16 protein-coding genes are annotated in these 21,737 nt (G+C 64.5%); 12 read left to right on the forward strand and 4 right to left on the reverse strand.

From position 1 onward, the window contains the following. Positions 1–12: 12 nt before the first annotated feature. Positions 13–3,885 (forward strand): DNA-directed RNA polymerase subunit beta', encoded by a 3,873-nt coding sequence (locus HK353_RS12010; protein WP_173156423.1) that lies wholly within the window; start codon positions 13–15, stop codon positions 3,883–3,885. 147 nt (positions 3,886–4,032) lie between these two features. Here HK353_RS12010 and HK353_RS12015 read toward each other — a convergent pair whose 3' ends face one another. Both HK353_RS12015 and HK353_RS12020 read right to left on the reverse strand, forming a co-directional pair. After that, positions 4,033–5,058 (reverse strand): ATP-dependent 6-phosphofructokinase, encoded by a 1,026-nt coding sequence (locus HK353_RS12015; protein WP_173156425.1) that lies wholly within the window; start codon positions 5,056–5,058, stop codon positions 4,033–4,035. Beyond that, complete coding sequence (locus HK353_RS12020; RefSeq protein ID WP_173156427.1) at positions 5,055–5,741, reverse strand: DUF1707 SHOCT-like domain-containing protein; 687 nt, start codon at positions 5,739–5,741, stop codon at positions 5,055–5,057. The genes HK353_RS12015 and HK353_RS12020 overlap by 4 nt, the downstream gene beginning before the upstream one ends. Positions 5,742–5,862: 121 nt before the next feature. Between HK353_RS12020 and HK353_RS12025 the strand changes: the two genes are divergently transcribed. The 5 genes from HK353_RS12025 to HK353_RS12045 all read left to right on the forward strand — a co-directional run bounded on the left by HK353_RS12025 (position 5,863) and on the right by HK353_RS12045 (position 12,413). Further along, on the forward strand, positions 5,863–7,068 hold the full coding sequence (locus HK353_RS12025; protein ID WP_173156429.1) for a glycosyltransferase: 1,206 nt from the start codon (positions 5,863–5,865) through the stop codon (positions 7,066–7,068). Continuing rightward, positions 7,065–9,221 carry an ArnT family glycosyltransferase gene (locus HK353_RS17135; RefSeq protein WP_245395972.1) on the forward strand — a complete coding sequence of 719 codons (2,157 nt, stop codon included), beginning with the start codon at positions 7,065–7,067 and terminating at the stop codon, positions 9,219–9,221. The genes HK353_RS12025 and HK353_RS17135 overlap by 4 nt, the downstream gene beginning before the upstream one ends. 15 nt (positions 9,222–9,236) lie before the next feature. Next, on the forward strand, positions 9,237–9,953 hold the full coding sequence (locus HK353_RS12035; RefSeq protein WP_173156431.1) for a response regulator transcription factor: 717 nt from the start codon (positions 9,237–9,239) through the stop codon (positions 9,951–9,953). Continuing rightward, the gene (locus HK353_RS12040; protein WP_173156433.1) at positions 9,950–11,461 is read left to right on the forward strand and encodes an ATP-binding protein; all 1,512 of its coding nucleotides are present in this window, start codon (positions 9,950–9,952) and stop codon (positions 11,459–11,461) included. The genes HK353_RS12035 and HK353_RS12040 overlap by 4 nt, the downstream gene beginning before the upstream one ends. Before the next feature lie 415 nt (positions 11,462–11,876). Further along, complete coding sequence (locus HK353_RS12045; protein ID WP_173156435.1) at positions 11,877–12,413, forward strand: hypothetical protein; 537 nt, start codon at positions 11,877–11,879, stop codon at positions 12,411–12,413. Between the two features lie 97 nt (positions 12,414–12,510). Here HK353_RS12045 and katG read toward each other — a convergent pair whose 3' ends face one another. Next, positions 12,511–14,718 (reverse strand): catalase/peroxidase HPI, encoded by a 2,208-nt coding sequence (gene katG / locus HK353_RS12050; protein WP_173156437.1) that lies wholly within the window; start codon positions 14,716–14,718, stop codon positions 12,511–12,513. 120 nt (positions 14,719–14,838) lie between these two features. Next, a complete protein-coding gene (locus HK353_RS12055) occupies positions 14,839–15,315 on the reverse strand; it encodes a transcriptional repressor (RefSeq protein WP_173156439.1) in 477 nt (158 codons plus the stop codon). A 556-nt stretch (positions 15,316–15,871) separates the two neighbouring features. Here HK353_RS12055 and rpsL point away from each other — a divergent pair. From rpsL to rplC, 6 genes are all read left to right on the forward strand, one after another. Next, a complete protein-coding gene (gene rpsL / locus HK353_RS12060) occupies positions 15,872–16,246 on the forward strand; it encodes a 30S ribosomal protein S12 (protein WP_025777935.1) in 375 nt (124 codons plus the stop codon). Continuing rightward, positions 16,246–16,716, forward strand: coding sequence for a 30S ribosomal protein S7 (gene rpsG / locus HK353_RS12065; RefSeq protein ID WP_039206341.1), 471 nt, complete (start codon positions 16,246–16,248; stop codon positions 16,714–16,716). Before rpsL ends, rpsG begins: the two co-directional genes overlap by 1 nt. A 99-nt stretch (positions 16,717–16,815) precedes the next feature. Next, positions 16,816–18,921: an elongation factor G gene (gene fusA / locus HK353_RS12070; RefSeq protein WP_173156441.1), complete on the forward strand. Its 2,106-nt coding sequence runs from the start codon at positions 16,816–16,818 to the stop codon at positions 18,919–18,921. A gap of 116 nt (positions 18,922–19,037) precedes the next feature. Continuing rightward, on the forward strand, positions 19,038–20,231 hold the full coding sequence (tuf, locus tag HK353_RS12075; RefSeq protein WP_173156442.1) for an elongation factor Tu: 1,194 nt from the start codon (positions 19,038–19,040) through the stop codon (positions 20,229–20,231). Between the two features lie 510 nt (positions 20,232–20,741). Next, positions 20,742–21,050 carry a 30S ribosomal protein S10 gene (rpsJ, locus tag HK353_RS12080; protein ID WP_009379191.1) on the forward strand — a complete coding sequence of 103 codons (309 nt, stop codon included), beginning with the start codon at positions 20,742–20,744 and terminating at the stop codon, positions 21,048–21,050. Positions 21,051–21,061: 11 nt separating this feature from the next. Then, entirely contained in the window at positions 21,062–21,736 is a 675-nt protein-coding gene (gene rplC, locus HK353_RS12085) for a 50S ribosomal protein L3 (protein WP_101546942.1), read from the forward strand. The last annotated feature ends 1 nt before the right edge of the window (position 21,737 follow it).

Genomic DNA, 21,737 nt, shown 5'->3' on the forward strand with positions numbered 1-21,737 from the left:
AAGAGGATTTACGTGCCTGACGTCAATTTCTTTGATGAACTGCGCATCGGTCTTGCCACCACGGAGAACATCCGCGGCTGGTCACACGGTGAGGTGAAAAAGCCTGAGACCATCAACTACCGCACCCTGAAGCCGGAGAAGGACGGACTCTTCTGCGAGAAGATCTTCGGCCCCACCCGTGACTGGGAGTGCGCCTGCGGAAAGTACAAGCGAGTCCGCTTCAAGGGCATCATCTGCGAACGCTGCGGCGTCGAGGTGACCCGTGCCAAGGTGCGTCGTGAGCGGATGGGCCACCTCGAGCTCGCCGCTCCCGTCACCCACATCTGGTACTTCAAGGGTGTGCCCTCGCGTTTGGGCTACCTGCTGGACCTGGCTCCGAAGGACCTCGAGAAGGTCATCTACTTCGCGGCCTACATGATCACCTCGGTCGACGAGGATTCCCGTCACCGTGATCTGCCCAGCCTGCAGAACAAGATCGACGTCGAGAAGCAGCAGATCGGCACCCGCCGTGACGCCGACATCGACCGTCGTGCCAAGAAGCTCGAAGAGGATCTCGCCGCACTCGAGGCCGAAGGCGGAACCGCCCAGGCCAAGAAGAAGCTGCGCGACACCGCTGAGAAGGAAATGGACAAGCTGCGCAAGAACGCCGACCGCGAGGTCGACCGTATCGAGCAGGTGTGGGACCGGTTCAAGAACCTCAAGGTCAACGACCTCGAAGGTGACGAGAGCCTGTACCGCGAGATGTTCCACCGCTTCGGCCTGTACTTCACCGGTGCCATGGGCGCCGAAGCCATCCAGAAGCGCCTCATCGACTTCGATCTCGAAGGCGAAGCCGAGAAGCTGCGTGAGCTCATTGCCACAGGCAAGGGACAGCGCAAGACCCGTGCGCTCAAGCGCCTCAAGGTCGTCAACGCGTTCCTGACCACCGACAACAACCCCGAGGGCATGGTCCTCGACGTCGTTCCGGTGATCCCGCCGGAGCTGCGCCCGATGGTGCAGCTCGATGGTGGGCGCTTCGCGACCTCGGACCTCAACGACCTCTACCGTCGCGTCATCAATCGCAACAACCGCCTCAAGCGTCTGCTCGACCTCGGTGCTCCCGAGATCATCGTCAACAACGAAAAGCGGATGCTGCAGGAGGCCGTTGACTCGCTGTTCGACAACGGACGTCGCGGACGTCCCGTGACCGGACCGGGCAACCGCCCGCTCAAGTCACTGTCGGACATGCTCAAGGGCAAGCAGGGACGCTTCCGTCAGAACCTGCTCGGTAAGCGTGTGGACTACTCGGGTCGTTCGGTCATCGTCGTCGGTCCACAGCTGCAGCTGCACCAGTGCGGTCTGCCGAAGACCATGGCTCTCGAGCTGTTCAAGCCCTTCGTGATGAAGCGCCTGGTCGATCTCAACCACGCTCAGAACATTAAGTCGGCCAAGCGCATGGTCGAGCGCCAACATCCGCAGGTGTGGGACGTCCTCGAAGAGGTCATCACCGAACACCCCGTGCTGCTCAACCGTGCACCGACCCTGCACCGTCTGGGCATCCAGGCCTTCGAGCCGCAGCTCATCGAGGGTAAGGCCATCCAGCTGCACCCGCTCGTCTGCTCGGCGTTCAACGCTGACTTCGACGGTGACCAGATGGCTGTGCACCTGCCGCTGAGCCCCGAGGCGCAGGCCGAGGCCCGCATCCTCATGCTCTCGGCCAACAACATCCTCAAGCCCTCGGACGGCAAGCCCGTGACCATGCCTTCGCAGGATATGATCATCGGTCTGTTCCACCTCACCTCCGAGCGCAAGGGACTGGCAGGCGAGGGCCGTGCGTTCTCCGGTATGGGCGAAGCCATCATGGCTTTCGACCGCGGAGAGCTCGATCTCGGTTCGCCGATCACCATCCGCCTCGAGGACGTCGTTCCCAACGCGGACATGGAGCTCCCTGAGGGCTGGGAGGCCGGCGACCCGCTGGACGTGGCGACCACTCTGGGCCGCGCGACGTTCAACGAGTACCTGCCTGCCGACTACGCGTTCGTGAACTCCACGATCGACAAGAAGGCTCTGAGCCGGATCGTCAACCACCTCGCCGAGGAGTACCCGAAGGTCGAGGTTGCCCACACGCTGGACAACTTCAAGGCCGGAGGCTTCCACTGGGCCACCCGCTCGGGCATCACCATTGCGATGTCGGATGTCGTCTCACCCGAGGCGAAGACCGAGATCATCAACGATGCCGAGGTCATCGACACGAAGGTTCAGCAGCAGTACGAACTCGGTGCACTCACCGACGACGAGCGCCGCAACGAGCTCGTCAAGCTGTGGACGGAGACGACCGAGAAGGTCGACCAGATCATGCGCACGAACTTCCCTGAGGAGAACTCGGTGCTGCGTCTGGTCGAGTCCGGTGCTTCCGGTAACTGGATGCAGGTGCGTCAGCTGGCCGGTATGCGCGGACTGGTGACGAACCCGCAGGGTGAGATCATCCCGCGTCCGATCGTGTCGAACTACCGTGAGGGACTCGCCGTGCTCGAGTACTTCATCGCCTCGCACGGTGCTCGTAAGGGTCTGGCCGATACCGCTCTGCGTACCGCTGACTCCGGTTACCTGACCCGTCGTCTCGTCGACGTCTCGCAGGATGTCATCATCCGTGCGGCAGAGGCCGAGTCGAACAAGGGCATCACCCTGCCGATCGCCGAACGCGATCACGAGGGCAATCTGGTTCCGCACGAGTACGCCGAGACCAGCGTCTACGGTCGTCTCACCGTCTCCGATGTCACCGACGCCGAGGGCAATGTGCTCCTTCCGGCCAAGTCCGATGTCACCGGTGCAGTGGTGGACATGCTCGTGGCCAACGGCATCGAGGAGCTCAAGGTCCACTCCGTGCTGACTGCCGATTCCGATGCGCAGATCTCCGCCGAGCACTACGGTCGCTCGATGGCGACTGGCCAGCTCGTCGACATCGGCGAGGCCATCGGCACCGTCGCAGCACAGTCGATCGGTGAGCCCGGTACCCAGCTGACGATGCGTACGTTCCACACCGGTGGTGCCGCCGCTTCGACAGGTGATATCACGCAGGGTCTGCCGCGTGTGACCGAGCTCTTCGAAGCCCGCACACCGAAGGGCTTCGCCCCCATCGCCGAGGCGACCGGACGGGCGAAGATCGACGACAGCCGCAAGACCCGCTTCGTCATCATCACCCCTGATGACGGCAGCGAAGAGATCGAGCACGCAGTGTCCAAGCGTGCCCGTCTCATGGTCGAGGACGGTCAGCACGTCAAGGCCGGAGAGCAGCTCATCGTCGGTGCCGTCGATCCGAAGCAGGTGCTGCGCATCCGCGGACGCCGTGAGGCCGAGCGCTTCCTCGTCGAGGAAGTCCAGAAGGTCTACCGTTCGCAGGGCGTGGGCATCCACGACAAGCACATCGAGGTCATCGTGCGGCAGATGCTGCGTCGCGTGACCGTGATCGAGTCGGGCGATACGAACCTGCTGCCCGGCGAGCTCGTCGACCGCGGCCGCTACCAGGCGGAGAACCGTCGTGTGGTCGCCGAAGGCGGCCAGCCGGCATCGGCTCGTGACGAGCTGATGGGTATCACGAAGGCTTCGCTGGCCACCGAGTCGTGGCTGTCGGCCGCGTCCTTCCAGGAGACCACCCGCGTCCTCACCGAGGCGGCCATGGAAGGCAAGTCCGATACGCTCATGGGGCTGAAGGAGAACGTCATCCTCGGTAAGCTCATCCCTGCCGGCACCGGCCTGCAGACCCACCGCAACCTCGTGGTGGAGCCGACCGAAGAGGCCAAGGCCGAGATGTTCACCAACAGCTACGGCGACTTCTACGCGGGCATCGGAGCCGATTCCGGTTCCGCCATCCCGCTGGAGGACTACGACTACGGAGCGTTCAGCTGAAGCTGACCGTCTGAGTCGCAGCGTCTGAGATGCATGCGAGAAGGGGCATCCACCAATTGGTGGATGCCCCTTCTGCCATTCATGCACGTCATTCATGCTTGCGGCTGATGCCGGCGGCGAGGAGAAACGGGTGGAGCTTGCGTGGTCTCAGCCGAAGAGCACCTGCGCCTCTTCCCAGCGATGCAGCGGCACCGATTTGAGACTGTGCACGGCCGAGGACATCTCCACGGAGACGATGTCCGTGCCTTTGAGGCTGGCCATCTTCCCCCAGTGGCCATGCTGGGCGAGGTCGACCGCCGCCATGCCCAGCCGCGTGGACAGTACGCGGTCGTACGCAGTGGGGGAGCCGCCTCGCTGCAGGTGTCCCAGGATCGTCGCCCGGGATTCGATTCCGGTGATCTCTTCGATCTTGGGAGCGAGGTAGTTCGCGATCCCGCCGAGGCGGACGCGGCCCTTGTTGTCCACGCCGTGGTCGGCGACCTGGGAGTCGAACCCCTCGGGAACGAATCCTTCCGCGACGACGACGATCGGTGCACGTCCGCGATCTTTGGCCGAGGTCACCCATTCGGCGATCTGGTCGAAGTCGACGGGGAACTCCGGCATGAGGATCGCATGGGCGCCTGCAGCCATGCCCGCGTGCAGGGCGATCCAGCCGACGTTGCGTCCCATGACCTCGATGACCATGCAGCGGTGGTGCGATTCGGCTGTGGTGCGCAACCGGTCGATCGCTTCCGTGGCGATGGACTGAGCGGTGTCGAAGCCGAACGTGTAGTCGGTGTTGCCGAGGTCGTTGTCGATGGTCTTGGGGACGCCCACGATGTGCAGACCCTCCTCGTTGACCAGCCGCGAGGCCCCTGCGAGTGTGCCTTCGCCGCCGATGGCGATGAGCGAATCGATGCCGTGGGCGGTCATGACCTCGCGCATGCGCTCGGGACCGCCGTCCTCATACGGGTGGGTGCGTGAGGTGCCGAGGATGGTGCCGCCGCGACCGGAGAGGCCTCGGACATCGAGCATGGTCATATCGAACATGTCGTCGTGGAGCAGACCACGCCAGCCGTCGCGGATGCCGACGAATGAGGCATTGTGGGTGCGGATTCCCTTGCGGACGATGCCGCGGATGACAGCGTTGAGGCCCGGGCAGTCTCCGCCCGATGTGAGTACGCCGATCTTCATTCCAGTTGACCCTGATCCTTTGCTCGGTAGCCTTTGGCCAGATGGACATCGTGTCCGGCCATGAGTGAGAAGCCCTTGAGGACGACGGTGCCGTTCGATCCGTCGCCCCGCGCGGCCTGACGGACCTCATTGCCCGCAATGATGTTAATCGTCTCGTCACGGATGCGCACACCCGGCGGGACATAGATGTCGTTGCCGCCCCACATCGAGTAGGACACCAGTTCGACCGTCACACCCGGTCCCATGACGGCGCACAGATCGATATTGTCCCCGCCCATGAGCGCATAGGTGGTGACCTGTCCGGTGCCCGGTGCCACGTCGATCTCACGACCGGACATGATGGCCACCGAGTTCGTGGGCGGGGCAGAACCTGGATCGACGGCCGGGCTGAGCTCGGCCGGTACCCGTCGCTGCAGAGCCGACCCCGGGCCCGCTTCCTGGCCGCGACCGGTTTGGCGGGCGAGTCTCTGGTGGAGGCGGTGGCCCTCCGGCAGATCGTCGATCAGCGGCATGAGGTCGTCGAGGAACTTCGCAGAGATGGCATCATCCTGCCGCTGCGCGGTCTCCTCGGGGTCGAGGCGTCCGTTCGTCACGGCATCGGTGATCACTGAGAGGACATCGTCGCGGTCCTGGTCCGAGGCGCGGATGCGCCGTTGCGGAGGAGGGGAGTCGTCGTCGGCCATGGTGCCCAGTGTAGCGGTCTTCACATCTGCGAGCAGGGAGGACTGTCGTGACGAGGACTCCACAGCAGGGCCACAGGTTCGACCAATGCTGGGCCTATCGACCGCAGCGAATGTGGAGGGCATGAGACATGAGAGCAGCGCCTGGCGGCAGCCGGAGACGCAGACAGCAGACACGACCATCCGACCGACCACGACCGTCGACCTCGTCGTCCCGGTGTACAACGAGGAGGCTTCGCTGGCCGCCTCGATCGAGACCCTCCTGGCCGTCGAACCCTCCCGAGGCACCGAGGTCACGATCATCATCGCCGACAATGCGAGCACCGATAAGACTCCCATCATCGCCGCGACCCTGGCGGCCGAACACCCGAACGTCGAATACGTGCGGCTCGAGCAGAAAGGCCGCGGGCGCGCACTGTCCCGGGTGTGGCAGTCCTCGACGGCGGATATCGTCGCCTATACCGATGTCGATCTCGCCACCGACATCCGAGTCCTCGAACCGATGGTCGAGGTGATCCGTTCGGGACTGGCTGATGTCGCCATCGCCTCGCGCCTGCAGCCGGGTCTCGAGATCGAACGCGGCATCAGACGCGAGATCATCTCCCGCTGCTACAACCGACTGCTCAAGCTCAGTCTCGGTGTCGGCTTCAGCGACGCCCAGTGCGGATTCAAAGCGATGTCGCAGCGTGCGGCTAGGGAGCTGCTTCCGCAGGTGGAGGACAACGAGTGGTTCTTCGACACGGAGCTGCTCGCTCGCGCCGAGTGGGCGGGGTACCGCATCCACGAGTTCGGCACCGACTGGATCGACGACCCGGATTCCTCAGTCGATGTGGTCAGCACGGCGTGGAAGGACATCAAGGGCATCGTGCGTCTGCGCCGTGGCGGCCGGGTCCCGGCTTCGACCGAGCCGCCGGCACCGAACACCGGAGCCCAGATCCTCCACTTCATCGACGTCGGACTCATCAGCACCGTCCTCTACGCGACGATCTACCTCTTCAGCTCGCAGGTCGTCTCCGCCGCCGCGGCGAACGTCATCGCCCTGCTCTTGTCGACGGTGGCCAATACGGCGCTCAACCGCAGTCACACCTTCGGAGTCCGGTCCCCGCACCGACGCCTGACCTCCCAGCTCAAGGGACTGGCGGCCTTCGGCTTGTGCCTGGCTTTCACCTCGGCAGGGCTGGCTGTGGCCGAGAGCTTCACCGGCGCGTGGGCGAGTCTCGGGACACTCGCCGTGCTCACGGTGGCCAACCTCGCCGCGACTGTGGTCCGTTTCGCACTCATGCGCACATGGGTGTTCGCACGCCGAACCCGTCAGGAGGCCTCGGCATGAGGCGATACTGGTATCCGACCACACTCACCGTCCTCACTCTCGGCACGATCGCCGCCTACCTCGTCAACCTCAGTTCCAACGGCTGGGCGAACTCCTTCTACGCGGCGGCAGTCCAAGCCGGTTCGGAGAATTGGGAAGCCTTCCTCTTCGGCTCGCTCGACTCGGCGAACGCGATCACCGTCGACAAACCCCCGGCCGCTCTGTGGCTCATGGCGCTGAGCGCTCGCGTCTTCGGCTTCTCCTCGTTCTCGATGCTCCTGCCGCAGGTGCTCCTGGCTGGGGTGAGCGTGCTCCTCATCGTCCATTCGGTGCGACTGAGCCTGAGATCCCACGTCGGATCGCGCCTCGAGAAGGCTGCCGCGCTGGTGGCCGGCGTGATCTTCGCGGTCTCCCCGGTAGTGGCGCTGATGTTCCGGTTCAACAACCCGGACGCGCTGCTCGTGACCCTGATGATCGGCGCGGTCGTGGCGACCCAGCATGCCCTGCGGGCGGTGCACAGGCGCCGCGGCGGGAACTCGGCCGAGACCGGTGCCCCCGGATCCGCACGCACGGTGGCACTTTGGCTCGTCCTCGCCGGTGTCTGCCTCGGTTTGGGGTTCCTCACCAAGCAGTTCCAGGTCCTCCTCATCGTCCCCGGCCTCGCTGTGGCATGGGTGCTCTTCGCGCGCACCTCCTGGCTGCGCCGCCTGCTGTGGCTGCTCGTTCCCATCGCAGCGATGGTGCTCAGCGCCGGTTGGTGGATCGCTCTCGTCGAACTCATCCCCGCCGACTCCCGGCCCTACGTCGGCGGCTCGCAGACGAACTCGTTCCTCGAACTCACCTTCGGCTACAACGGGTTCGGGCGGCTGACCGGCAATGAGACCGGGTCGGTCGGCGGCGGAGGCGGCGGTCAGGGCGGCGGATGGGGCGAAACGGGCATCTCCCGGCTGTTCACCGGCAGCTTCGGCCAGCAGGTCTCGTGGTTCCTGCCCACCGCCCTGTTCCTGCTGGCCGTCACGATCGTTCTCCTCATCCTCGCCGAGGCGGCCCGTCGTCGCCGTGTCCCTACAGACACGGACCGGTCCGTCACGGTCGGGAGCACTCCGAGCCGGACACGGAAGCCGAGTGCCGTCACCGACGACGACCGGGCGGTCCGCGCGTCCGGCGCAACCGGCACCGGCAGCCTCGGTGCGGGACTGCTCATGTGGGGTGCGTGGCTGATCGTCACGTGGCTCGTGCTGTCGAATATGAACGGGATCGTCCACGAGTACTACACGGTCGCGCTCATTCCCGCGATCGCCGCCGCCATCGGCCTCGCCGTCGCCGTGCTGCTCGCTCGTGACGGATTCCTCCCGCGTATGCTGCTGGCAGTGGCTTGGGCCCTGACCGGGGCGTGGCAGTTCATCATCAGCTCGGAGATGACCGGGATTCCGAGCATCCTGCGCTGGTGCGTGCTCATCGTCTCGATCCTCGGCGCTCTGGTTCTCATCGTCACCGCGCACCGGCGGATCGGCACGGCGCTCGCCTCGCTGCTCGTCGCGCTGGCCGTCCTCGGCAGCGCCGCGATTCCGGCTCAGCTGGCCGTGCGCACGATCGCCGGGACGACGCAGGGATCGATCGTCACGATCGCCGGCACGAGCTCGGGCATGGGCGGCGGACCCGGCGGTGGCGGAATGCCCGGCGGAGGAGCCGGGCCGGGCGGCGGCACGGATGGCACGCCCGGCGGAGCAGGCAATTCCGAAGCCGGCAGGGGCGGCACCGGTGGGATGCCCGGCGGCGCCGGCGGTGGAGGCGGAATGGGCGGTCTGCTGGGCGCCTCCGACCCCTCGGACGAACTCACACAGCTGCTCGAGCAGGATGCTTCGGACTATACCTGGGTGGCTGCGACGACGGGAGCGAACCAGGCAGCGGGATACCAGCTCTCGCTCGAAGAACCAGTGATGGCGATCGGCGGCTTCAACGGCACCGATCCTTCGCCGACCCTCGCCGAGTTCAAGCAGCTCGTGTCCGAAGGCAAGATCCACTACTACATCGGATCGGGTTCCGGCGGTGGTCAGGGCCCCGGCGGAGGGGACTCGGACTCCGCCTCGTCTCAGATCGCGGCCTGGGTCGAGTCGAACTATGAGGCGACGACCGTCGACTCCGTTTCGCTCTACGATCTCAGCGCAGGTTGAGGGGATAATTGATCTATGACTCCGACAGAGAACCCGCCGGCACGAATCCTCATCGTCGACGACGAAGCGAACCTCGCCGAGCTCCTCGTCATGGCCTGCAGGGTTCGCGGGTGGGAGGCCGAGGGGGTCGGTACGGGACGTGAGGCAGTGGCGCTGGCCCGCAGCGAGCACTTCGACGCGATCGTCCTCGACGTGATGCTGCCCGACCTCGACGGTTTCGCCGTCATCGAGAAGGTCAGGGGAGAGGGCATCGACACCCCGGTGGTCTTCCTCTCCGCAAGGGATGAGGTCGATGACCGCCTCACCGGCCTCCGCCTCGGCGGGGACGACTATGTGACGAAGCCGTTCAACCTCGACGAGGTCATCGCACGGATCGAAGCTCGGCTGCGGCGCAGCGTCCCGGCGGGACCGGCTGACGACGAGGATGTGTTGCGCGTCGGCGACCTCGAACTCGACGAGCGTTCGCATGAAGTCACCCGTGCCGGCCAGCCGATCGAGCTCACCGCCCGTGAATACGAGGTGCTGCTTCTGTTCATGCGCAATCCTCGGGCGGTCCTGTCGAAGGCGCAGATCCTCGACCGAGTCTGGGACTACGACTTCGGCGGCAATGGAAATATCGTCGAGCTCTACGTGTCCTACCTGCGGAAGAAGATCGACGCGCCGTTCCCGCACCTGCCGAACCTCTTCCACACGAAGCGCGGGGCGGGCTACATCCTGCGGGCGGAACAGTGAGACTGCGGCGGTGGCGGCTGCAGACGAGGCTCATCGTCCTCGCCGGCCTCGTGCTTCTGCTCGTCGGTGCCGGAATCGGCGCAGCCTCGTGGGTGAGTGTGCGCACCTCTCTGATGTCCGACCTCGACGAGCAGCTGACGTCGATGGCCTCGCATGCGCGCAGCGGTGGACCTGGTTCGGGTCCGGGCGCGGGCCCTGGCACCGAATCGACGTCGGCGGTCGACTCGGCTCTGCGTTTCCTCTTCCAGCCGGGAGTCGGTGACGGCGCGCTCGCCGTCGTCGACTCCGGCGGCGGGGGAGAGGGGCTCATCGCCGAGGCGGGGCTGAACCGTCCCCGGTCTCTGTCGTCGGATGCGATCGAGGCTCTGCTGTCGGTCGAGCCCGGGACCAGCGAGGCCAGCCACGAATCCGTGCGTGTGCCCGGCTTCGGCGTCTATCGAGTCGTGGCCTTCAAGGAAAACGGAACGAGGACCGTCTACGGGGTTCCACAGGGCAGCGTCGATGCCGCGTTGGATCGCACCGCATGGACGACCTCGGTCGTCGTTCTCATCGGCGTCCTCATCACCGCCGGTCTCATGGCCGTGATCATCCACCGCCAGCTGCGTGATCTCAGAGACGTCGCCCGCACCGCGCGTGAGGTCACGGACCTCGAGCTCAGTGCCGGAAAGCCCGAGCTCGCGCTGCGCGTACCGTCGGAACTCGCGATCCCCGGGACCGAGGTCGGCGATGTCGGGGCCGCGGTCAATCGGATGCTCGACCATGTCGGGAGCGCCCTCGACGAGCGCTACCGGGGCACGGAGCAGATGCGCCGCTTCGTCGCCGATGCCTCCCACGAGCTGCGCACGCCGATCGCGACGATCCGCGGCTGGGCCGACCTCACCCGTCCGTACCGTGATGATCTGCCCGACGAGGTGACCACCTCCTTGGGCAAGATCGATTCCGGAGCGATGCGGATGTCCTCCCTCGTCGATGATCTCCTTCTCCTCGCCCGACTCGAGGCCGGTCGTCAGCCGACGAGCGAGGATACGGTCGATGTGTCATCGCTGCTCGTCGAACTCGTCGAGGATGCCCATGTGGTCAATCCCGACCACAGGATCTCCCTCGACGTGCCACCGGAGGCCCTCGAGGTGCGCGGAGCGGCTGACCAGGTCCGTCGGGTCGTGGCGATCGTGCTCACGAACGCCTGCGTGCATACGCCCCCGGGCACCACCGTGCACGTCGAGGCGCAGGCGATGCGGAAACCAGTGTCGGGGCAGCTGCCGAGCGACGTCGTGTCGATCCGCATCAGCGACGACGGTCAGGGCATTCCGCCCGAGATTCGAGACCGAGTCTTCGACCGCTTCGTGCGTGGGGATCCCTCGCGGGCACGGCAGGACGGAGCCAAGGGAGGTTCCTCTGGGCTGGGGCTCGCGATCGCCGCTGGTCTCGTCGATCTCATGCACGGCAGCATTTCGATGTCGAGCACGGAGGCGGGGACGACCTTCGAACTGCGCCTGCCCGTTGCTTGAGCCGAATCGCACAGGCTGGTCACAGGCACGACTGGGAAGGCCTACAGCGCAGGGACCGAAAGTGGAATCACTGACAACCAGAGGAGATTCTATGACCGAGAACCACAACCCAGACCGCGACGCCACCCGGGACCACGACAGCGCGGGGAGTACGACGCCGTCCCCGGACCCCACACCGGCTGCGGACCCCGCGGCCAGCACCGCCGCGCAGAGGGACATGCGAGGCGATGCACCGCACGCAAAGCCAAGCGAGTCTAAAGGGAATGTCCAGGGCGCGACAGGCCCCCACGCCGGCCCCAGCTGGGCAATGCAATCGGATCCGACCGTCCAGGGCAGTGCGAACGGATGGTCCGACCGAACCAATCGCTCGGCAGCCGTTCCACAGCCGGAGAGCTCGGCCGGACCGCGGCCGTGGGTGAACCCCTACGAACAGTCTGCGCAGAGTACACAGTTCGGCAGCACCTCAGGACCGCGGAAGCAGAAGCGGAGAGTCCCGCTCGTCCCGGCGGTGCTCGCCGGTTCGGCCCTGTTCGTCGTCGGCGGTCTCGCCGGGGGAGCGATCGGGGTATCGGCGGCAACAGCGTCGAATGATTCGGGGACGAGCCAGGGCCCGGGAGGCCAGAACGGACCCGGCGGAATGGGCGGCCAACAGGGCGGTGCTCAGGACGGCGGAGACATGCCTGGCGGACAGTCCAACGGCGGAGGCATGCCCGGCGGACAGTCCAACGGAATGCCGGGAAACCAGAACGGCAGCACCGACTCCGGGGACTCCTCCGACGGGTCCAGCTCCGATGGATCCAGCTCGGACGGCAGCGCCTCCGACTCCGACGGATCGGACGCGAGCGCTGACACCACCTCCGCAGGCACCGACGAGACGACGATCGAGAACGCAGCCGTCACGCACTTCGACCAGATCTTCACCGGATTCGCCGTGCTCAACCGGGACGAGTGAACGCTGCTGATATCAGCGCAGCAATGACGATGCCCCCACCGATCGGTGGGGGCATCGTCATGCTGACGCGTCGGTCACCTCGGCGACCGTCGCGGGATCAGCGCTTGAGGTCGAAGCGATCGGCTTCGACGAGCTTCGTCCAGGCCTTGACGAAGTCGGCGACGAACTTCTCGTTCGCGTCATCCGAGCCGTAGACCTCGGCGATCGCACGCAGCTCGGAGTTCGCTCCGAACAGGAGGTCGATTCGGCTGCCGGTCCACAGCTTCTCGCCCTCCGGGGAGAAGCACTCGTAGACATTGGCCGTCTCTGACGGTCCGACGGGCTTCCAGACGTTGCCGAGGTCGAGCAGATTGACGAAGAAATCGTTCGTCAGCTCTCCGGGGCGGTCGGTGAAGACACCGAGGTCTGAACCCTCGTAGTTCGCGCCGAGGACGCGGAGTCCGCCGATGAGGACCGTGAGCTCCGGCGGGGTCAGACCCAGCAGGCTGGCCTTGTCGAGCAGAAGGTACTCGGCCTTGAGCGGAAGTCCCTCGGTGAGGTAGTTGCGGAAACCGTCGTGGGTCGGCTCGAGGTAGCCGAACGAGTCGACATCGGTCTGTTCCTGGGTGGCGTCGCCGCGACCGGTGGAGACCGGAACCGTGACCTGGTGACCGGCCGCCGCGGCAGCGGTCTCGACTCCGACGGCACCGGCGATCGCCAGGACATCGGCAAACGATGCGCCGGTGGACTCGGCGACGCCCTCGAGCACAGGGAGCACCTCGGCGAGCTTGGCAGGCTCGTTGGCCTCCCAGCTGCGCTGCGGTTCGAGACGGAGACGACCTCCGTTGACGCCGCCGCGCATGTCCGAGACGCGGTGGGACGAGGCCGCGGCCCACGTCGTCGACACGAGCTGCGAGACGGTCAGCCCGGACTCGCGGACGGCTGTCTTGACGGCTTCGAGGCCGGCGTCATCAAGCGGGGTGCCGGCCGGAACCGGGTCCTGCCAGATGAGCTCTTCGCTCGGAGCCTCGGGGCCGAGGTAACGGGTCGCCGGGCCCATATCGCGGTGGGTGAGTTTGAACCAGGCGCGAGCGAAAGCATCTTCGAACGCCTTCTGGTCGTCCTTGAAGCGGCGCGAGATCTTCTCGTACGCCGGGTCGAAGCGCAGCGACAGGTCGGTCGTGAGCATGCGGGGCTCGCGGCGTCCGTCGCCCTGAGCCATGGGGACCATATCGTCCCCGCCGCCGTCCTTGGGACGCCACTGCAGGTGTCCGCCTTCGTTCTCGAAGACCTCCCACTCGTAGGCGAAGAGAATGTGGAAGAACTCGTTGTCCCAGCGGGTCGGGTGGTAGGTCCACGTGACCTCGATGCCCGAGCCGATGGAGTCGTTGCCCTGCCCCGTGCCGAAGTCGGACTTCCAACCTAGGCCCTGCTCTTCGAGCGGAGCGGCCTCCGGGTCGGCTCCCTTGTGTGATTCGGGACCGGCACCGTGCGTCTTGCCGAAGGTGTGTCCGCCGGCGATGAGGGCGACGGTCTCCTCGTCGTTCATGGCCATGCGTCCGAAGGTCTCGCGGATGTCGATCGCGGCCTTGACCGGGTCGGGTTCGCCCTCGGGGCCCTCGGGGTTGACGTAGATGAGGCCCATGGTGGTCGCCGCCAGAGGCTTCTGCAGCTCACGGTTGCCCACGTAGCGCTTGTCGGTGCCCAGCCATTCGGTCTCGGAGCCCCAGTACACATCGTTGTCGGGTTCCCAGACGTCCTTGCGGCCGCCGGCGAAACCGAAGGTCTTGAAGCCCATCGACTCGAGCGCGACGTTGCCGGCGAGGATGAAGAGGTCGGCCCAGGAGATCTTCTTGCCGTACTTCTTCTTCACCGGCCACAGCAGACGGCGAGCCTTGTCGAGCGAAACGTTGTCAGGCCAGGAGTTCAGTGGTGCGAAGCGCTGCTGACCCTCGCCGCCGCCTCCGCGGCCGTCCTGAACGCGGTAGGTGCCGGCCGAGTGCCAGGCCATGCGGATCATGAACGGACCATAGTGGCCGAAATCAGCGGACCACCAGTCCTGGTTGTCCTTCTGCAGGGTTTCGATGTCGGCCTTGAGCTGGTAGTAGTCAAGGCTGTTGAACTCCGCGTCGTAGTCGAAGTCAGGATCCATGGGGTCGCGTGCCGGCTGTCCCTTGGCGAGGATCTTGAGGTTGAGGCGGTTGGGCCACCACTGAGCGTTGGCATCACCCTGGACGGGGTTGACCAGCTGGTCCGAATCCGGCGCCGCAGCCGGCTCCGTGGAAGTGTGGGCGACCGGGCAGCCGCCGGTGGTCGTCTGGGTCATCGTGTTCCTTTCACAGTCGAGTCGCGTGCGACGACTCGGATGACGGGATGGGCAACCCTCGCAGAAAGGGCATAGTCGTGTCCTCGGAGGAGAACAGGTGGTGATGAACGGAGGCCGGGGTCACACGGCCGAGAACTGATCGTCGCCGGTCAGCTGAGCACCGGCGGCCGCGCAGTCGGGGCACAGGCCCCAGAATGTCACTTCGGCCTGATCGATGACGAAGCCGGCATCGTGGGACGGCGTCAGGCACGGAGCCTGACCGATCGTGCAGTCGACATCGACGATGAGGCTGCATGACCGGCACACCAGGTGATGGTGATTGTCCCCGATGCGGCGTTCGTATCGAGCCACAGAGCCCGAAGGCTTGATGCAGCGGAGGAGCCCTACCTCGGTGAGAGTGTGGAGCGAGTCATAGACAGCCTGGTGGGAGACCGCCGGCAACGATTCCCGCACCGAGCGGATCACGGTTTCGGTATCCGTATGCGGGTGATCCCGCACGGCTTCGAGGACTGCTACCCGCTGTTTCGTCACACGCAGCGACGTCTGCCGCAGAGCCGCGGCAGCGTCTTCGTCGTGGTCAAGCTTCGTCCCGTTCACAGCACCAGAATGCCTGCTTATCTTGAACGAGTCAAGGAAAGTGATGGCAGATTCTCGCCGAGGCGGCCGTCGGGTCGCGCTGCGGGTGCCGGTGTCTCGGTGGTGCGGTTCGCTTGCAGTTGAGGGTCATGTGGTTGTTCGGCGTTGTTCGAGGTGAGAGGCGTGGCCCTCAGGGCGAGCGATGCGCTGCGTGATTTCCGCGGCAGGGCGGGGTAGGATGGGTGATCGCCATTTTGACCAGACGTGCTCGAGAGAGATATTCTGGTAGGCGACTGATTGTGTTATCTGCGTCGTCGATCGATCCTGCCGGGTGTTCTGTGAGGCCCGGAATCCTTGAGAGAAGTCGTCGCTGCAGGCCGCCGAGAAGTCGACGCTGCGCTTCCGTGTCCTTGCGACACACCCGGGCGCAGGGGTCGATGACTCGCGTGGTTACTGGCATCGGGAGCCAAGCTTCACCCGGTGTCCGGTCGGATATGTCCCACGGTTCACAGAGACGACTGCGGTCGTGGCCGAAATTGGGAATTAGGTCTATCGAGAAGCAAATGGAGAACGCTTAGTGCCGACTATCCAACAGCTCGTCCGCAAGGGACGGCATGTCAATACAGCAGGATCGGACGCTCCTGCCCTCAAGGGCAGCCCGCAGCGTCGTGGAGTGTGCACCCGTGTGTACACCACTACCCCCAAGAAGCCGAACTCGGCTCTTCGCAAGGTCGCTCGTGTCAAGCTTTCGAGCCAGATCGAAGTGACCGCATACATCCCGGGCGAGGGACACAACCTGCAGGAGCACTCGATCGTGCTCGTGCGCGGTGGCCGCGTCAAGGATCTGCCCGGTGTTCGCTACCGGATCGTCCGCGGTTCGCTCGACACCCAGGGTGTCAAGGGTCGCCAGCAGGCCCGCAGCAAGTACGGTGCGAAGAGGGAGAAGAAGTAATGCCACGTAAAGGTCCTGCACCCAAGCGACCGATCGTCGTTGACCCGGTCTTCAGCTCACCGCTCGTCACGCAGCTGATCAACAAGATCCTGCTCGACGGCAAGCGCTCGACCGCAGAGCGGATCGTCTACGGTGCCCTCGAAGGCACCCGCGAGAAGAACGGCAACGACCCCGTTGTCAACCTGAAGAAGGCTCTCGACAACATCCGTCCGTCCCTCGAGGTCCGTTCCCGCCGTGTCGGCGGCGCGACCTACCAGGTGCCGATTGATGTTCGTCCGGCTCGTTCGACCACCCTGGCTCTGCGGTGGCTCGTGGGATACTCCCGCCAGCGCCGTGAGAAGACCATGACCGAACGACTCATGAATGAGATCCTGGACGCCGGCAACGGCCTCGGCGCAGCAGTCAAGCGCCGCGAGGACACTCACAAGATGGCCGAGTCCAACAAGGCCTTCGCCCACTACCGCTGGTAATCGCCTGCCCTGTGCGCCGGCCGGCGGACCTCGTCCGCGAGTTCTGTCGGCCGGCAGCGCAGGGGAGTCGAGCAAATCATCGATTGAGAGAGAGACACCGTGGCACTTGACGTGCTCAGCGACCTGAACAAGGTCCGTAATATCGGCATCATGGCCCACATCGATGCCGGTAAGACAACTACGACCGAACGCATCCTCTTCTACACCGGCGTGAACTACAAGATGGGCGAGACCCACGACGGCGCCGGCACCATGGACTGGATGGACCAGGAGAAGGAACGCGGCATCACGATCACGTCGGCCGCGACGACCTGCTACTGGGACAACAACCAGATCAACATCATCGACACCCCCGGTCACGTTGACTTCACGGTCGAGGTGGAGCGTTCGCTGCGCGTCCTCGACGGCGCCGTCGCTGTGTTCGACGGCAAGGAGGGCGTTGAGCCCCAGTCCGAGACCGTGTGGCGTCAGGCCGACAAGTACGATGTTCCGCGCGTCTGCTTCGTCAACAAGATGGACAAGCTCGGTGCTGACTTCTACTTCACCGTCGACACCATCAAGGAGCGCCTCGGCGCGAAGCCGCTGGTCATCCAGCTGCCGATCGGTGCCGAAAGCGACTTCGCCGGCATCGTCGACCTGCTTGAGATGAAGGCCTATGTCTGGCCCGATGAGACCAAGATGGGTCAGGACATCACCGAGATCGAGATCCCCGAGGATCTCAAGGACAAGGCTGTTCAGTACCGTGCGCAGCTCGTCGAGGACGTCGCCGAGAGCTCGGAAGAGCTCATGGAGAAGTACCTCGAGGGCGAAGAGCTCACGACGGCTGACGTCAAGGCCGGCATCCGCGAACTCGTCATCAAGTCCGAGGCCTTCCCGGTCATGTGCGGTTCCGCGTACAAGAACAAGGGCGTGCAGCCCATGCTCGACGCGGTCATCGACTACCTCCCTTCGCCGCTCGACGTGCCTCCGATGATCGGACACAACCCGAACAACGACGAAGAGGAACTGACCCGTAAGCCTTCGACGGACGAGCCGTTCTCGGCTCTGGCCTTCAAGGTCGCCTCGCACCCGTTCTTCGGTTCGCTGACCTATGTGCGCGTATACTCCGGTCACGTCAAGTCCGGTGAGCAGGTGCTCAACACCTCGTCGGGCAAGAAGGAGCGCGTCGGCAAGCTCTTCCAGATGCACTCCAACAAGGAGAACCCGGTCGAAGAGGCATTCGCCGGCCACATCTACGCCTTCATCGGTCTCAAGGAGACCACGACGGGCGATACCCTCAGCGACCCGGCGAACCCGATCGCTCTCGAATCGATGACCTTCCCGGAGCCTGTGATCTCCGTGGCCATCGAGCCGAAGACCAAGGGCGACCAGGAGAAGCTGTCCTCGGCCATCCAGAAGTTCGTCAAGGAAGACCCGACCTACCAGGTCGAGCTTGACGACGAGACCGGCCAGACCGTCATCCGCGGAATGGGCGAGCTGCACCTCGACATCCTCGTCGACCGCATGCGTCGCGAGTTCAAGGTCGAGGCGAACGTCGGCAAGCCGCAGGTCGCCTACCGTGAGACCATCCGTCGCACTGTCGAGAAGTACGACTACACCCACAAGAAGCAGACGGGTGGATCGGGACAGTTCGCGAAGGTCCAGGTCACCTTCGAGCCCCTCGAGGTCGAGGGCGATACGATTTACGAGTTCGAGAATGCCATCACGGGCGGACGCGTTCCGCGCGAGTACATTCCGAGCGTCGACGCCGGCATCCAGGACGCCATGCAGTTCGGTGCCCTCGCCGGTTACCCTATGGTGGGAGTCAAGGCCACTCTGGTCGACGGCGCCTACCACGATGTCGACTCTTCGGAGATGGCATTCAAGATCGCCGGCTCGATGGTCTTCAAGGAAGCCGTCCAGCGGGCGAACCCGGTTCTTCTCGAACCGGTCATGGACGTCGAGGTGCGTACCCCTGAGGAATACATGGGTGACGTCATCGGCGACCTGAATTCCCGGCGTGGACAGATTCAGTCGATGGACGATGCTTCCGGTGTGAAGGTCGTCAAGGCTGTGGTCCCGCTCTCGGAGATGTTCGGTTACATCGGTGATCTGCGGTCGAAGACCCAGGGCCGTGCGGTGTACTCGATGACGTTCTCCAGCTATGCGGAGGTCCCGAAGGCTGTTGCCGAGGAGATCATCCAGAAGGTGCGCGGCGGAGAGTAATCTCCGAATTCCGGTCGCCCCGGTGATCAAGAACATGGTCGCCGGAATGAAAGATAACCAACAAAAGGTCTAAGATATGAACCGCATATCTTTTGACAACCACGAGGAGGAACCCAGTGGCAAAGGCTAGTTTCGAACGGACTAAGCCGCACGTCAACATCGGCACCATCGGCCACGTTGACCACGGAAAGACCACCCTGACCGCTGCGATCACCAAGGTCCTGGCGGATCAGTACCCGGATCTCAATGAGGCTCGCGCCTTCGACCAGGTCGACAACGCACCTGAGGAGAAGGAGCGCGGCATCACCATCAACGTCTCGCACGTTGAGTACCAGACGGAGAAGCGTCACTACGCTCACGTCGACGCCCCGGGTCACGCCGACTACGTGAAGAACATGATCACCGGTGCCGCCCAGATGGACGGTGCGATCCTCGTCGTTGCCGCCACCGACGGCCCGATGCCCCAGACCCGTGAGCACGTGCTGCTCGCTCGTCAGGTCGGCGTTCCCTACATCGTCGTGGCTCTGAACAAGTCCGACATGGTCGATGACGAAGAGCTCCTCGAGCTCGTCGAATTCGAGGTTCGCGATCTGCTCTCCAGCCAGGAATTCGACGGAGACAACGCTCCTGTCGTCCCGGTGTCCGCACTCAAGGCGCTGGAAGGCGACGAGAAGTGGGTCAAGAGCGTTCAGGAACTCATGGCAGCCGTCGACGAGAACGTTCCCGAGCCGGAGCGCGATGTCGACAAGCCGTTCCTCATGCCCGTTGAGGACGTCTTCACGATCACCGGTCGTGGAACCGTCGTCACCGGTCGTGTCGAGCGCGGCGTCCTCCTGCCGAACGACGAAATCGAAATCGTCGGCATCAAGGAGAAGTCGTCCAAGACGACCGTCACCGCCATCGAGATGTTCCGCAAGACCCTGCCGGATGCCCGTGCAGGTGAGAACGTCGGTCTGCTTCTGCGCGGAACCAAGCGCGAAGACGTGGAGCGCGGTCAGGTCATCGTGAAGCCGGGTTCGATCACCCCGCACACCAAGTTCGAAGCTCAGGTCTACATCTTGAGCAAGGACGAGGGCGGACGTCACAACCCGTTCTACTCGAACTACCGTCCGCAGTTCTACTTCCGGACCACGGACGTGACCGGCGTCATCACGCTGCCTGAGGGCACCGAGATGGTCATGCCCGGCGACAACACCGACATGTCGGTCGAGCTCATCCAGCCGATCGCGATGGAGGACGGCCTCCGCTTCGCTATCCGCGAGGGTGGACGCACCGTCGGCGCCGGTCGAGTCACCAAGATCAACGCCTGATCTGACTCACTGAGCACCACCGGCTAGGGCCGCAGTTCTTCGGAACTGCGGCCCTTCCGCATGTTCGGGATGCACTTGCCGGCACCCGGTCAGATGATGCTGTTTGGGGGAGGTGCGCTGCGCCGTCTGATCGAGGGCCAGCATGAATCGGGTTCGCGCCGTCCTTGAGAGTTCCCTCACAGGCACCGTTCCCGGAATTGCGCGGGTGAAGTGCTCTATGACAAGATAGTGAAGTTGCGTTTTGGGCGTTGACCCCTGCACTGCGGTAGTGATACCGCGAACAGCCTGAAACACTATCGGATCGATGAATCTGCATCATGCGGGTTCGGACCGAGCAGCCAATGAGTAGAAGCGCCGTCGGCGCTGGGGGAGAAGTGAGAATTTCTCCGCCAGGATCTGCCGACACGCCCGACCTCGGGGGTCGGTCATGGTCAGCCGGCACAGACGGCAGAGAGTCTCCGACACTCTGCGAGTTGATGGCCGGAAGCAACTAAAGAAAGAGACGACGCCATGGCGGGACAGAAGATCCGCATTCGGCTCAAGTCGTACGACCACGCTGTGATTGACAGTGCTGCACGCAAGATCGTGGACACCGTCACTCGCGCAGGTGCGACTGTTGTGGGCCCCGTGCCGTTGCCAACGGAGAAGAACGTTTACTGCGTCATCCGTTCGCCGCACAAATACAAGGACAGCCGTGAGCATTTCGAGATGCGCACGCACAAGCGTCTGATCGACATCGTCGACCCGACGCCGAAGGCAGTCGATTCGCTGATGCGTCTCGACCTCGCGGACGACGTCAACATCGAGATCAAGCTCTAAGGGAGGCAGCAATGGCGAACACTCGTTCATCCGCTCTCCCGACCACCCGCAAGGTCAAGGGCCTTCTGGGAACCAAGCTGGGCATGACCCAGGTCTGGGATGAGCAGAACAACCTCGTGCCGGTGACCGTGGTGGCCACCGGTAACAACGTCGTAACCCAGGTCCGCAACGAGGAAACCGATGGTTACCCCGCTGTGCAGATCGCGTTCGGCGAGATCGATCCTCGCAAGGTCAACAAGCCGACTGCAGGCCACTTCGAGAAGGCCGGTGTGACCCCACGCCGTCACCTCGTCGAGCTGCGCACTGCAGATGCTGCTGACTACGCGCTCGGCCAGGAACTCGGCGTCGACACGTTCGAAGCCGGACTCAAGGTTGATGTGACCGCGAAGACCAAGGGCAAGGGAACCGCCGGTGTCATGAAGCGTCACGGCTTCTCCGGTGTCGGTGCCTCCCACGGTCAGCACCGCAACCACCGCAAGCCAGGTTCGATCGGCGGAGCCGCGACACCTGGTCGCGTGTTCAAGGGTATGCGCATGGCCGGCCGTATGGGCGCTGTCAAGCACACCACCCAGAACCTCACGATCCATGCCGTGGACAACGAGAACAACTTCCTGCTCATCAAGGGCGCCGTTCCCGGCCCCAAGGGTGGAGTCGTCCTCGTTCGCTCGGCCGCGAAGGAGGCCTGAA

The organism is Brevibacterium permense (genome assembly GCF_013280495.1).
Taxonomy (GTDB): Bacteria; Actinomycetota; Actinomycetes; order Actinomycetales; family Brevibacteriaceae; genus Brevibacterium; species Brevibacterium permense.

What these genes read in the sequence shown, in the direction of transcription:
- HK353_RS12025 (WP_173156429.1), top strand. Translation starts at nt 5,863, where the DNA reads ATGAGACATGAGAGCAGCGCCTGGCGGCAGCCGGAGACGCAGACAGCA.
- HK353_RS17135 (WP_245395972.1), top strand. Translation starts at nt 7,065, where the DNA reads ATGAGGCGATACTGGTATCCGACCACACTCACCGTCCTCACTCTCGGC.
- rpsJ (WP_009379191.1), top strand. Translation starts at nt 20,742, where the DNA reads ATGGCGGGACAGAAGATCCGCATTCGGCTCAAGTCGTACGACCACGCT.
- HK353_RS12035 (WP_173156431.1), top strand. Translation starts at nt 9,237, where the DNA reads ATGACTCCGACAGAGAACCCGCCGGCACGAATCCTCATCGTCGACGAC.
- katG (WP_173156437.1), bottom strand. Translation starts at nt 14,718, where the DNA reads ATGACCCAGACGACCACCGGCGGCTGCCCGGTCGCCCACACTTCCACG.
- HK353_RS12020 (WP_173156427.1), bottom strand. Translation starts at nt 5,741, where the DNA reads ATGGCCGACGACGACTCCCCTCCTCCGCAACGGCGCATCCGCGCCTCG.
- rplC (WP_101546942.1), top strand. Translation starts at nt 21,062, where the DNA reads ATGGCGAACACTCGTTCATCCGCTCTCCCGACCACCCGCAAGGTCAAG.
- rpsG (WP_039206341.1), top strand. Translation starts at nt 16,246, where the DNA reads ATGCCACGTAAAGGTCCTGCACCCAAGCGACCGATCGTCGTTGACCCG.
- HK353_RS12015 (WP_173156425.1), bottom strand. Translation starts at nt 5,058, where the DNA reads ATGAAGATCGGCGTACTCACATCGGGCGGAGACTGCCCGGGCCTCAAC.